This is a genomic window from Oerskovia sp. 140933, assembly GCF_059651515.1.
This window is the reverse complement of the sequence record NZ_JAMXIO010000036.1, coordinates 21,568-33,630: the sequence shown is the minus strand read 5'-3', so window position 1 is coordinate 33,630 and position 12,063 is coordinate 21,568. Positions and strand designations below refer to the sequence as shown.

At 73.9% G+C, this 12,063-nt stretch carries 11 protein-coding genes; all 11 read left to right on the top strand.

The genetic code is table 11. The annotated features are described in order from the left end of the window. The first annotated feature begins 108 nt into the window (after positions 1-108). The 11 genes from NHG27_RS16080 (at position 109) to NHG27_RS16030 (ending at position 12,050) form a co-directional block, all read left to right on the top strand. Positions 109-633: an O-acetyl-ADP-ribose deacetylase gene (locus NHG27_RS16080; RefSeq protein WP_497016963.1), complete on the top strand. Its 525-nt coding sequence runs from the start codon at positions 109-111 to the stop codon at positions 631-633. A 233-nt stretch (positions 634-866) separates the two neighbouring features. After that, a complete protein-coding gene (locus NHG27_RS16075) occupies positions 867-1,073 on the top strand; it encodes a hypothetical protein (protein WP_497016962.1) in 207 nt (68 codons plus the stop codon). Further along, positions 1,073-2,254 (top strand): YeiH family protein, encoded by a 1,182-nt coding sequence (locus tag NHG27_RS16070; RefSeq protein WP_193719849.1) that lies wholly within the window; start codon positions 1,073-1,075, stop codon positions 2,252-2,254. The genes NHG27_RS16075 and NHG27_RS16070 overlap by 1 nt, the downstream gene beginning before the upstream one ends. A gap of 308 nt (positions 2,255-2,562) precedes the next feature. Further along, positions 2,563-5,187: a hypothetical protein gene (locus NHG27_RS16065; protein ID WP_497016961.1), complete on the top strand. Its 2,625-nt coding sequence runs from the start codon at positions 2,563-2,565 to the stop codon at positions 5,185-5,187. Between the two features lie 198 nt (positions 5,188-5,385). After that, positions 5,386-5,838: a hypothetical protein gene (locus NHG27_RS16060; protein ID WP_497016960.1), complete on the top strand. Its 453-nt coding sequence runs from the start codon at positions 5,386-5,388 to the stop codon at positions 5,836-5,838. Continuing rightward, complete coding sequence (locus NHG27_RS16055) at positions 5,835-6,161, top strand: winged helix-turn-helix domain-containing protein (RefSeq protein ID WP_193719851.1); 327 nt, start codon at positions 5,835-5,837, stop codon at positions 6,159-6,161. The genes NHG27_RS16060 and NHG27_RS16055 overlap by 4 nt, the downstream gene beginning before the upstream one ends. A 112-nt stretch (positions 6,162-6,273) precedes the next feature. Then, positions 6,274-6,987, top strand: coding sequence for a DNA-3-methyladenine glycosylase I (locus tag NHG27_RS16050; protein ID WP_497016959.1), 714 nt, complete (start codon positions 6,274-6,276; stop codon positions 6,985-6,987). A 96-nt stretch (positions 6,988-7,083) separates the two neighbouring features. Next, on the top strand, positions 7,084-8,541 hold the full coding sequence (locus NHG27_RS16045; RefSeq protein WP_497016958.1) for an L-serine ammonia-lyase: 1,458 nt from the start codon (positions 7,084-7,086) through the stop codon (positions 8,539-8,541). 139 nt (positions 8,542-8,680) lie between these two features. Further along, positions 8,681-9,982 (top strand): sensor histidine kinase, encoded by a 1,302-nt coding sequence (locus NHG27_RS16040; RefSeq protein ID WP_497016957.1) that lies wholly within the window; start codon positions 8,681-8,683, stop codon positions 9,980-9,982. Further along, a complete protein-coding gene (locus NHG27_RS16035) occupies positions 9,979-10,689 on the top strand; it encodes a response regulator (RefSeq protein ID WP_497016956.1) in 711 nt (236 codons plus the stop codon). Before NHG27_RS16040 ends, NHG27_RS16035 begins: the two co-directional genes overlap by 4 nt. A 149-nt stretch (positions 10,690-10,838) precedes the next feature. Further along, the gene (locus NHG27_RS16030; RefSeq protein WP_497016955.1) at positions 10,839-12,050 is read left to right on the top strand and encodes a hypothetical protein; all 1,212 of its coding nucleotides are present in this window, start codon (positions 10,839-10,841) and stop codon (positions 12,048-12,050) included. Positions 12,051-12,063 lie beyond the last annotated feature (13 nt).

Sequence of the window (12,063 nt, the reverse complement as noted above, 5' to 3'; positions counted from 1 at the left end):
TCACGTGCGTGACGTCGTCGGGCCGCCTTCTGCGTCCCCGGACGAACGTGACCGCCGGGCGTCGCGCGCGGGCGGTCGGCGGGACGCGCCGCACGCGAGGATGAGGGCATGCGCCTCACCGCCCAGCTCGGAGACCTCACGACCGTCGACGTCGACGTGATCGTCAACGCCGCGAACTCCTCACTGCTCGGGGGCGGCGGGGTCGACGGCGCGATCCACGCCAAGGCCGGTCCCCGGCTGGTCGCCGCGTGCCGAGAGCTGCGGCGGACGACGCTGCCGGACGGGCTCCCCGTCGGCCAGGCCGTCGCGACGCCGGGCTTCGACCTGCCCGCTCGCTGGGTCGTCCACACCGTCGGTCCGAACCGGCACCGCGGCCAGACCGACCCCGCGCTGCTCGCCTCGTGCTTCACGCGCTCGCTCGACGTCGCGGCGGACCTCGGGGCGACGTCGGTCGCCTTCCCCGCGGTGAGCGCGGGTGTCTACGGGTGGGACGGCGACGAGGTCGCCCACGTCGCGGTGAAGGCGGTCCGTGCCTGGGGCGCCGACGGCGACCGGGGCGTGGTCGACGTGCGCTTCGTGCTGTTCACCGAGCGCCTGCTCCGCGCGTTCGAGCGGGCCCTCGCCCAGGACTGACGGTCCGTCCCGTTCACGGGGCGTTACGTCCTCCCGGACGCTGGACACCCCCTTGCTCCGCCCCGCGGGGACCGCCACCCTGTGGCCCATGCAGATCCACGACGTACCGGTCAGGTGGACGGCCGGCCGCACGGTCGGGTGTACGTAGGGCGACGGCGCGAGCGTGCACGAGCGCGCGTCGGCCCCCGTCGCCCGCGCCGTGCCCGTACCCGACCACCTCCGAAGGACCTGCCATGCCCGCACCCGAGAGCCCCGTCCCACCCCGGGACGCCACCGGCCCGGCGACCACCGCCACCCCCGACGCCCCTGCCACCCCTGCCGTCACGGTCGACGGCGTCCGCCGCGTCCACGTCTCCGAGGACTGGCTGGCGACCGTCGTCGGCCTGGCGGTCGTCGCCGTCGGCCTCCTCGGCCTGATCCCCGAAGGGCTGGTGCCCTGATGAGCGCGACGACCCCGGACACCGGCACGACCACCCGACCTGACGGAGCCGTCGGCGACGCCCCCCGGGCGAGCCTCGAGGACTCGGTCGTCCAGGACGGGCGGTCACCCGGGGCCGCCTACCTGGTCGCAGGCTTCGTCGTCCTCCTGGGCCTGGCCTGGCTGACCCGCTTCCTCGAGCAGAACGTCCCCGAGTGGCTCGCGGACACGCCCCTCGGCGGCGTCGCGAAGTCCGTCGAGTACCCGGTGTACGCGATCGCGCTCGGGCTCCTCGGCAACGCCGTGCTGTCGGCCGCGGGTCTCCGGTCGCGGCTCGCGGCAGCCTTCCGGACCGAGTTCTTCATCAAGACCGGCCTCGTGCTGCTCGGGGCGACCGTGAACCTGTCGCTCATCGTGTCGGCAGCCGGGCCCGCCATCGCGCAGGCCGTCCTGCTCATCACGCTGGTCTTCGGGTTCACGTGGTGGCTCGGCGGACGTCTCGGCGTGAACGACAAGCTCCGCGCGCTGCTCGCGAGCGCGGTGTCGATCTGCGGGGTCAGCGCGGCGATCAGCGCCGCGGGCGCCGTGCAGGCCAAGAAGGAGCAGCTCGCGTACGCGGCCAGCCTCGTCATCCTGTTCGCCCTGCCGTCGATCTTCGTCCTGCCCGCGCTGGCCGAGGCGCTGGGCCTGTCGCCCGCCGTCGCCGGGGCGTGGATCGGCGGGAACATCGACACCACGGCCGCCGTGACCGCTGCGGGGGCCCTGGCCGGGGACGAGGCCCTGCAGGTCGCGGCGATCGTCAAGACGACCCAGAACGCCCTGATCGGGGTCGTCGCGATCGCCCTGACGGCGTGGTTCGCGTTCCGCGTGGACCGGGTCCCGGGAGCGGCGGCGCCCCGATGGAGCGAGCTGTGGGTCCGCTTCCCCAAGTTCGTCCTGGGGTTCCTGCTCGCCTCGGTCGTCGCGACGGTCTACGTCAGCTCGGTCGGGGCGGACGCGGCTGCGGCGGACATCGCGATCCTCAAGTCGCTCAGCACGGTGTTCTTCATCATCGCGTTCGTGTCGATCGGTCTGGAGTTCAACGTGACGGCGGTCCGGGAGGCGGGCTGGAAGCCCGTCGTGGTGTTCGGGTCGGCGGCGCTCTTCAACCTCGTCGTGGGGCTCGCGCTCGCGAGCGTCCTGTTCGCGAACCTGGAGATCTGAGCACCCGCCCGGTGCCGTGATCCCGGAGGCCCGTCGCGCACGTCGCGACGGGCCTCCGCGCGTGCGGCCCCCCGGTACGCGTCCGTGCGTCCGACGGACGCCTGGTCGGTCGCGGGAACGCGCTCGTCGATGACCGACGCCGTTCTTTACCAACTTGTGATTTTCGAAGTATCAGATACTTGCTTTCCTTCCTCTCCTGGCCGTTGCTAGCGTCGGCCGCGATCTATCTGATACTCGAAGTCGCACCAAGGTGATGGGCTCTTCGGGATCAGACCGGCAACGACGCCGGCCACGAGAGGACCTCGCACATGACCAACCACGCTTCCCCGCGCGTCTCACGCGCGCACTCAGCCCTGACCATCGGCGCACTGGTCGCGTTGGCGCTCGCCGTCATCGTGCTCGTCGCCTACCTGCTCATCTTCAACGGCAAGGTCGCCGACGGCGCCACGCGCCTCGACGACGGAGCCTCCCGCCTCGAGGCGGGCGCGGCCGAGCTGTCCGACGGCGCCCAGCGCGCCGAGGACGGCGCGGGCAAGCTGGCAGACGGCTCCCAGGACCTCGAGGACGGCGCCAAGAAGCTGTCGACCGGCGCGACCCAGGCCTCGACCGGCGCGACCCAGCTCGCGGACGGCGGCGTGACCGCGCTCGACGGTGCAGCACAGCTCGCCGCCGGGGCCGACGAGCTCAACGCCGGAGCTGCCAGGCTGGCCCCCGGGGCCGCGGAGGCCGCAGACGGTTCGAGGAAGCTCGCCGCCGGGGCGCAGACCCTCGACGGCAAGATCTCCGCCGAGCTGGCACCGGGAGCCACCAAGGTCTCCGACGGCACGGCCAGGGCATTCGCCGGATCGGGCGAGCTCAGCAAGGGCCTCAACACCGAGCTCGCCCCCGGAGCATCGCTGCTGCTCGCCGGATCGGGCGAGCTCAGCAAGGGCCTCAACACCGAGCTCGTCCCCGGAGCGTCGCTGCTGCTCGCCGGATCGGGCGAGCTCAGCAAGGGCCTCAACACCGAGCTCGTCCCCGGAGCGTCGCTGCTGCTCGCCGGATCGGGCGACCTCAGCAAGGGCCTCAACACCGAGCTCGCCCCCGGAGCATCGCTGCTGCTCGCCGGATCGGGCGACCTCAGCAAGGGTCTCAACACCGAGCTCGCCCCCGGAGCAGCCCGAGCCTTCGCCGGGTCACAGACGCTCACCACTGGCCTCAACGACAAGCTCGCCCCGGGGGCCGCCAGGGTCGCCGACGGCGCCGCCCAGCTCCACGCCGGATCCGGCGACCTGAGCGGCAAGCTCACGAGCGAGCTGGCCCCGGGCGCAGCGGACCTCGCGCTGGGGGCTTCGACCCTCTCGACCGGTGCGGCCGGAGCCGCCACGAGCAGCAGCTCCTTGGCCACCGGTGCCCGCGGCGTCTCCGACGGCGCGACCGCACTTGCCGGCGGCTCCGCCACCGTCGCGGCCGGCGCAGCTCAGCTCCATGACGGCGCGAGTGCGCTGGCCGCCGGGTTGGACCAGGCAGCGGTCTCGGCGAAGTCGTTGAAGGACGGATCGGCGGGAGTCGCAGCAGGTGCCGCTGGCGTGGAGTCCGGTGCCGCGGACCTTGCCACCAGTCTTGCCGCTGTGTCGGACGCGGTACCGGCCGACTCTCCCCTGAAGGCCCAGCTCGATCGGCTCGCAGGTGCCGCCGCTGAGCTCTCGGCGGGCGCATCGTCCGTCGAGTCCGGGGCGAAGAAGGTCGCCGAGGGAACTGCCCAGCTCCACGTGGGACTGGCCGGGGAGAAGGGGCTCGTGAACGGCGCCCGGTCCCTGACGGCGGGATCCGCCACCCTCAAGACCGGGAGCGCGGACCTCGACAGGGGTGCCCAGACCCTGAAGACGGGAGCGAAGCAGGTATCCGACGGGGCCGGACAGCTCTCCGTCGGGCTGGGCGATCTCTCGCGCGGCGCTGCACAGGTCAAGGCCGGGTCGCAGCGCGTCGCCACGGGCGCCGAGGCCGCCGCCACCGGCGCAGCAACGCTGAGCACCAAGCTCGGCGAGCTCGCCCCCGGCGCCGCCGAGGTCGCGACCGGCGCGAAGGACGCCGCCACCGGCGCCACCACCCTCAACACCGGACTCGGCGCACTCGCCCCCGGCATCCAGAAGGCCGCCACCGGCGCCACCACCCTCAACACCGGACTCGGCGCACTCGCCCCCGGCATCCAGAAGGCCGCCACCGGCGCCACCGACATCACCAACGGTCTCGGCGCACTCGCCCCCGGCATCCAGAAGGCCGCCACCGGCTCCACCGACATCACCAACGGTCTCGGCGCACTCGCCCCCGGCATCCAGAAGGCTGCCACCGGCTCCACCGACATCACCAACGGCCTGGGCCGCCTCGCCCCCGGCATCCAGAAGGCCGCCACCGGCGCCGGCGACCTCAACACCGGGCTCAGCGCACTCGCCCCTGGCGCCCTCAAGGTCTCCGACGGGGCCTGGGCGGCGGCGGACGGGGCGGGCACGCTCTCGACCAAGCTCGGCGAGCTCGCTGCGGGCAACACGAAGCTTGCCACGGGCGCCCGGGACCTGTTCGCTGGGACGACCCGGCTCGAGACCGGGTCGCTGAACCTGCACACCGGCATCAACGCCCTCTCGAGCGGTGCGACGACCCTGGCCGCCGGCAACGCCGCTCTCGCCGAGGGCGCGGGCACGCTGCACGCCGGCACCACGACGCTGGCCGACGGTGCAGGAGAGCTCGCCGAGGGCACCACGACGCTGGCCGAGGGTGCGGGGACGCTGGCCGACGGCACCGTCGAGATCTCCGACGGGACGACCAAGATGAAGTCGGACGTCGAGAACAGCCCGGCAGGCAAGCTCTCGCTCGGCATGTCGGCGATCGCGGGCGGCAGCCTGCTCGCCGGTGTCGTCGGGATCGGACTGGGACTGCGCCGCCGGCTCACCATCTGAGCAACGGCAGACCAGCGCGTTCCCGCGCGGCGCCTCACAGTCGACGGTGACGCCGCGCCTCTCGAGGGCGGTGGGAACCGCGTCCCTGACCTGGGCGCGGTTCCCACCGCCCTCGCTCCGTGTCAGCGGCGGAGCCACACCACATGCCGATCGCGCCTCTACTTGCCAATTGGGAAAGTAGATGCTTCGATGTACGACATGAGCAACGACGCCCCCACCACGACCACCCCGACCCCCCGCGAGGCGGAGGCCGCCCTCGACCTCGCCGCACGGAGCACCGCGAGGACCGCGGGAATCGGTCACCGGTGGGTCCGGAGCCTCCTCCTCGCCTGGGCGGCCATGACGATCGCCGTCGTGCTGCTCGTGGGCCTCGGGGGGATCCCCGGGATCGTGATCGGTTCACTGATCGGCCCCCTGTTCGCCGGCACGATCGCGATCTGGGCCGCCCGCCAGGGCATCCGGGCGCGCAGCCTGAACGGCCGCTACCTGCTCGCGGTCGTCCTCTGGGCCGTGCTCTACGGCGCGACGCTCGTCCTCGGTCTGCCGGCCCAGGCGGGCAACCTCGCCTACTGGCTCCCCGCGGCGCTGGTCACCGTCGTCCCGATGGTCGCGGTCGCTCTCCTGCCTCGCCACGCGGGACGCACGGCATGACCGCGTCGCACCCCCGCCACCGGCTCGACGACGTGATCCACTCCCCCGTCCGCCTCTCGGTCGTCGCGGCGCTCGCCGGGGTCGAGAAGGCCGACTTCAAGTCGCTGCGCGACGCGATCGAGGTGTCCGACTCGGCACTCTCCAAGCAGCTCACGGTTCTCGAGGACGCCGGGTACGTGGAGATCACCAAGGACCGCGTCGGTCGGCGGCCACGGACCTGGGCCGCCCTCACGCCATCCGGTAGGACCGCACTGACCGGGCATCTCCAGGCGTTGCGCGCGATCGCGGAGCAGCAGCTCCCCCCTCGGGTCGCCGACGTCTGATCCGCAGGCCTCCGCGAGCTCGGGCCGTGCACAGGCGCGCGACCGCGCGACGTCCTCCACAGCGCGCCGACCGGACCGGCCGTGTGTGGGCGTCGTGCGCAAGAGTGGGGTCATGACCACGACCGACGCCACCGACCAGCACGCCCCCGAGCCCACGGCGCCGCTCGCCGCACCGGCCGACGCACCTGCGGTCCCGGCCCCGGGCGCCCGCTGCTTCGGCGACGGCGACCCGCTCTACGAGGAGTACCACGACATCGAGTGGGGGCGGCCGGTCCACGGGGACGAGGCCCTGTTCGAGCGGCTCGCCCTCGAGGCCTTCCAGTCCGGCCTCGCGTGGATCACGGTCCTGCGCAAGCGACCGGCGTTCCGCGCAGCGTTCGCGGGCTTCGACCCGCAGGTCGTCGCACGCTTCACCGAGGAGGACGTCGAGCGGCTCCTCCAGGACGCGACGATCATCCGCAACCGCATGAAGATCGAGGCGACCATCTCGAACGCACGCGCCCTGCTGGCGCTGCACGAGCAGGGCCGGACGCTCGACGAGCTGTTCTGGTCGTTCGCCCCGGGAGGTTCCCGAGCGCCCGACGACGGCACCCCTGCCGACCGACCACGTCCCCGGACGTTCGCGGACGTCGCAGCCAGCACCCCCGAGTCAGTCGCCCTGGCCAAGGCGCTCAAGAAGGAGGGTTTCCGGTTCATCGGCCCGACGACCGCCTACGCGGCCATGCAGGCGTGCGGGCTCGTGGACGACCACCTCGCGACGTGCCCGGTCGTGACCGGGACCCCTGGGAGGCCCGGGAGCGGCGACAGCACGGGGGACGCCGGGTAGCCCGGACGCCGACCTGTCGGGCCCTGTCGGCCGCCACGACCGCCTCGCCCCAGGGCCGACGGGCCTGTCCACCCTCTGAGATGCGACCATGGGGCAATGTCCTCGTACGTCAGCGTCCTCGACCTCTTCTCCGTCGGCATCGGGCCGTCGAGCTCGCACACGGTCGGCCCCATGCGTGCGGCCACGACGTTCGCGCGCTCGCTCGACGAGCAGGGGCTCCTCGACCAGGTGACCGGGGTGAAGGTGGTGCTGTGCGGGTCGCTCGGCGCGACCGGCATCGGGCACGGGACACCCGACGCCGTGGTCGCCGGTCTGCGCGGGCTCGACCCGGAGACGTGCGACCCCGACGAGGTGCCGGGGTGCTGGGAGCGCCTCGGCGACGGGCACGAGGTCCGGCTCCTGGGCCGCCGCACGGTGACCATGTCGAGCGCCGACGTCCGCCTCGCGCCGCTCACACGCCTGCCCGGGCACCCCAACGGGATGCGGTTCACGGCCCTCGACGCGGGCGGCGCGGCCGTGGCCGAGCAGGTGTACTACTCGGTCGGCGGCGGGTTCGTGCTCACGCAGGAGGAGCTCGACGCCGCCGCGGCGAACGAGGAGGCCCAGCACGCAGCCGAGCTCGCGGGCGCCCCGATCGACCCGGCCACCGAGCCTGCGGACGTCCCGCACCCGTTCGCCAACGCGGCCGAGCTCCTCGCGTCGTGCACCCTGGAGGGGCGCAGCATCGCGGAGACCGCGTGGGAGAACGAGGTGTCGTTGCGGCCCGCCGCAGAGGTCGGCGAGGGTCTCGACCGGATCTGGCGCACCATGAGCGAGTGCGTCGACGCGGGCCTGGACCGCCGCGGGATGCTTCCGGGGAGGCTCAAGGTCCGCCGTCGGGCCCGGGCGCAGCGCGAGAAGCTCGAGGCCGCTGAAGCCGCGAGCGGGGCGACCGCACACAACGACCACTCGATCGAGTGGCTCCAGGCCTACGCCATGGCCGTCAACGAGGAGAACGCCGACGCCCGTCGCGTCGTCACGGCCCCCACGAACGGGGCCGCGGGCATCATCCCCGCGGTCGGCAGGCACTTCCTGCGGATACACCCCGACCTCGCGGCCGACGAGGACGCCGCACGCCTCGCCATGCGCACGTTCCTGCTCACGGCAGGAGCGATCGGGGCGCTCTACAAGCGCAACGCGTCGATCTCGGGGGCCGAGGCCGGGTGCCAGGGCGAGGTCGGCTCGGCCTGCTCCATGGCGGCGGGAGCCATCTGCGCGGTGCTCGGCGGCACCCCGGCGCAGGTGGAGAACGCCGCGGAGATCGCGATGGAGCACAACCTGGGGCTCACGTGCGACCCGGTCGGCGGACTGGTCCAGGTCCCGTGCATCGAGCGCAACGCGATCGCGGCCTGCACCGCGGTCTCGGCCGCCAAGCTGGCTCTCCAGGGGGACGGCGCGCACGTCGTCTCCCTGGACACGGTCATCGAGACCATGCGCCAGACGGGGCTCGACATGTCGACCAAGTACAAGGAGACCTCGACGGGTGGCCTCGCGGTCAACGTCATCGAGTGCTGAGGCGCTCCGCGCGACGGGGTGCCGAGGCGCTCCGCGCGACCGGGTGCCGAGGCGCTCCGCGCGACCGGGTGCCGAGGAACGGCCTCTCCCGCGCGCCGCGCCCCGGGCGGCCCGGGGCCGCGCCTGACATGATGACGAGATGTCCGGCTCGTCCCGCGAGGCAGCACGTGCCGCACCGAGACCACGCGTCCGGTTGCGCGCTCTGGTCGCGCCCCTGACGTCGGGGGCGACGGTGCGGGCCGGGGTCTTCCTGGTCGTGGGCGGCGTGGTCGCCGGAGCGTACGGGCTGCTCGGCGCAGGGTTCGTGCAGATGTTCGCCGAGCCGCGGACCGCAACTCCCACTACCGTCGTGCTCGCGATCGTCGCGACGGTCCTGGCGGCCGTGCCCCCCTTCCTCGCACCGGTCCGCACGGTCGAGGTCCTCGCGGTGCGCACCCTGCTCGACGTCGACGTGCCCGTCCCGTCGGGCCCGCCGAGCGCTTCCGCCCGGTGGCGTGCTGCGGCCTGGTTCACGCTCCACCTGCTGCTCGGCCTCGTCGCGGTCGCAGTGCTGCTGGTCGTGGTACCCCTCGTGCTGGACCTCGTGCTCTCGGTGTTCGGTGCGCCGTTCGTCGAGCCCGGGTGGATGACCGGTGTGCTGGCCGGCGAGGCGGCTCGCATCGCGGCCGCGCTGCTCGTTCTCGCCTCCTTGCCGTACGTCGTCGTCGGGGCGCGCGCGGTGCTGCGGTCGGCGGCGCCGGTGCTGCTGGGGCCCGACCAGAGCGAGCGGATCGCCGAGCTCGAGACGCAGGCCGCGCGCCTGACCGCACGCAACCGCCTCGCGCGCGACGTGCATGACGGCGTCGGTCACGCCCTGACCATCACCGTGCTCCAGGCCGCGGCGGCGAACCGCACCCTGGAGACCGACCCGCAGGCCGCACGGCGTGCGCTCGAGGCCATCGAGGAGACGGGGCGCCGCGCCCTGACGGAGCTCGACGACCTGCTGCGCCGCCTGCGCGACCCGGGGAGCGACCCGGGGAGCGACGCGCCGGCCGGCCACGACGACGACGTCGCGATGCTCGTCCGCCACGCGCGCGCGGCGGGCGCAGACGTCACGCTGCGCCTCGTGGGCGAGGTGGGCCGGGCTCCGCTGACGGTCACGCGCGAGATCTACCGGATCGCCCAGGAGTCGCTCACCAACGCGTTGCGGCATGCGCCGGGAGCACCGATCCACGTCCGGGTGGTCCGCGCGGACGACCTGAGGATCGAGGTCCGGCACCCGTGGTCGTCCCCGCCGGGAGGGGCGTCGGTGCGGCGGGGCCGGGGGCTGCCGGGGATGCAGGAGCGGGTGACCGCGCTCGGGGGCACGCTGTTCGCGGGGCCCGACGGCGGGGCGTGGGTCGTGCGGGCGTCGTTGCCGCTCGGAGCTCGCGGCGCCGCGTCGGACGAGGTGGCCTCGTGAGACGGACGAGCCCTGACGTGCCCGAGCGGCCAGGGAGCGGTGGCGCACGGACGGGTCCCGGCGGGGTCCTGCGTGTCCTCGTCGTCGACGACGAGCCTCTGGTCCGGGTGGGCCTGCGGGTGATCCTCGACGCCGAGCCAGACCTCGAGGTCGTCGGGGAGGCCGCGGACGGTGCCGAGGTGCCTGGCGCGGTCGAGGCGACCCGGCCCGACGTCGTGCTGCTCGACGTCCGCATGCCGCGTGTCGACGGGATCGCCGCGACGCGCGCGATCGTCGCCCGTGCCTCCGCTCCCCGGGTCCTCGTCATGACGACGTTCGAGAACGACGACCACGTGCTCGACGCGCTGCGTGCGGGGGCGCACGGCTTCCTCCTCAAGCGGGCCCGCCCAGAGGACCTGGCCCAGGCCGTGCGGGTCGTGGCCCACGGGGAGTCGTTGCTGTTCCCCGACGCGGTGCGACGGCTGGCGACCGCCCGCCCGGCACGAGGTGATGCCCTGCGGTCGTCACGGCTCACGGAGCGCGAGGGCGAGGTGCTGCGCCTCATGGCCACCGGGAGGTCCAACCAGGAGATCGCCCGCGAGCTGTACCTCGGGGTCGAGACGGTGCGCACCCACGTGGGCAACCTGCTCGCCAAGCTCGGCGTCCGCGACCGCACGCAGGCCGTCGTCGCTGCGTACGAGTCGGGTTTCGTGTTGCCGGGCACCTGAGCCCGCTGGTCACGTCGCTGAACCCGGGTCCGTTCACCCGTGCGGGGGACCTCGCTCACCGGGTCGGGTGATCCTGCCCCGGCCGCGCGCCGGGAACCTGGAGGGACAGCTCGCCGGGACCGCCGGCGGCCGTCACCTCGGGAGACACCATGGACGACACCGACCTCACGACCACGACGTCAGCACGAGCCGGCCACCGTCCGCACGGTCCCGCCGGCGCAGGGCCGGACGGGGGGACGCGCCCTCCCGGGGACGCCCCACGGTGGCCGCGGTGGGTCCCGGGTCTCACGGTCGGGTGGTGGCTCGCTGGAGCCATCACAGCGCTCACCGCCGTCCTCGTCGGACGTCACCTGCCTGTCGGGGCGTCGACGCCCGACGCAGCCGGCACGATCGTCGACTCCGTCCCCAGCGGCAGCCTGACCGCGTTGCTCGCCACCCTGGGACTGGTCGGGGCGGCGCACGCCGCTTGGATGACGTCACGTGCCGACCGCCCGACGTCGCGCCGGGTGCGCACCGCGGCGGCCACGGTCACCGTGCTCGTCGCGGCGCTCGGTGTCGTGTTCGCCGACACCAGCCTGCTCGCCCGCCTGGGATACCTCCCGGTGGTCCTGGTCCGGGCGCCGTTCGACCCGGAGCTCGCGAGGGCCTTCGACCAGTACGTCGCGCCGGCGTTCCTGCTCCAGCTCGGCGTGCTCGTGGCCCTGGTCCTCCTCGCCGCCACGACCGTCCTCTTCGTCCGGCGCAGCAGCGGGGCGTGCGAGGCCTGCGGTCGCCTGGACGAGCCGACCGACGGCCACGCACCGGCACCCGCCGGGGAGACCTCCGCGTCGCCGTCGGGCATCGTGGCCTGGGGACGCCCCGCCGCGATCGTCGCGGCGATCGTCCCGTGCCTGTACGCGGTCACGCGGCTGGTCTGGGTGCTGGGGTACCCGCTCGGGCTCGACCCCGAGATGTACGAGCAGGACGCCGGCCGGCTGGTCGCCCCCGCGGTGGGGCTCGCACTGTTCGCGCTGGTCGGAGCGGTGCTGACTCTCGGCCTGGTGCAGCGGTGGGGAGAGGTCTTCCCCCGCTGGATCCCGGGCCTGTCCGGGCGACGGGTCCCCGTCGCGCTCGCCGTCGTCCCCGGCTCGGTGGTCGCGGTCGCGATCCTCCCGGCGGGCCTCTCGATGATCAAGGGCCTCCTGGAGATGTCCCCGGCAGAGGTCCTGTCCGGCTGGGCCGCGTTCGGTCCTGGTGTGCTCTGGCCCCTGTGGAGCGTCGCTCTCGGGATCGCCGTGGCCGCGTACGCGACCCGGCGTCGTGGCACGTGCCGAGCCTGCGGCCGGGCCCCATCGGGCGCCACGTCTCACCTCGCCCGATGAAGCGGGCGTCCTT

What these genes read in the sequence shown, in the direction of transcription:
- NHG27_RS16080 (WP_497016963.1), top strand. Translation starts at nt 109, where the DNA reads ATGCGCCTCACCGCCCAGCTCGGAGACCTCACGACCGTCGACGTCGAC.
- NHG27_RS16075 (WP_497016962.1), top strand. Translation starts at nt 867, where the DNA reads ATGCCCGCACCCGAGAGCCCCGTCCCACCCCGGGACGCCACCGGCCCG.
- NHG27_RS16070 (WP_193719849.1), top strand. Translation starts at nt 1,073, where the DNA reads ATGAGCGCGACGACCCCGGACACCGGCACGACCACCCGACCTGACGGA.
- NHG27_RS16065 (WP_497016961.1), top strand. Translation starts at nt 2,563, where the DNA reads ATGACCAACCACGCTTCCCCGCGCGTCTCACGCGCGCACTCAGCCCTG.
- NHG27_RS16060 (WP_497016960.1), top strand. Translation starts at nt 5,386, where the DNA reads ATGAGCAACGACGCCCCCACCACGACCACCCCGACCCCCCGCGAGGCG.
- NHG27_RS16055 (WP_193719851.1), top strand. Translation starts at nt 5,835, where the DNA reads ATGACCGCGTCGCACCCCCGCCACCGGCTCGACGACGTGATCCACTCC.
- NHG27_RS16050 (WP_497016959.1), top strand. Translation starts at nt 6,274, where the DNA reads ATGACCACGACCGACGCCACCGACCAGCACGCCCCCGAGCCCACGGCG.
- NHG27_RS16045 (WP_497016958.1), top strand. Translation starts at nt 7,084, where the DNA reads ATGTCCTCGTACGTCAGCGTCCTCGACCTCTTCTCCGTCGGCATCGGG.
- NHG27_RS16040 (WP_497016957.1), top strand. Translation starts at nt 8,681, where the DNA reads ATGTCCGGCTCGTCCCGCGAGGCAGCACGTGCCGCACCGAGACCACGC.
- NHG27_RS16030 (WP_497016955.1), top strand. Translation starts at nt 10,839, where the DNA reads ATGGACGACACCGACCTCACGACCACGACGTCAGCACGAGCCGGCCAC.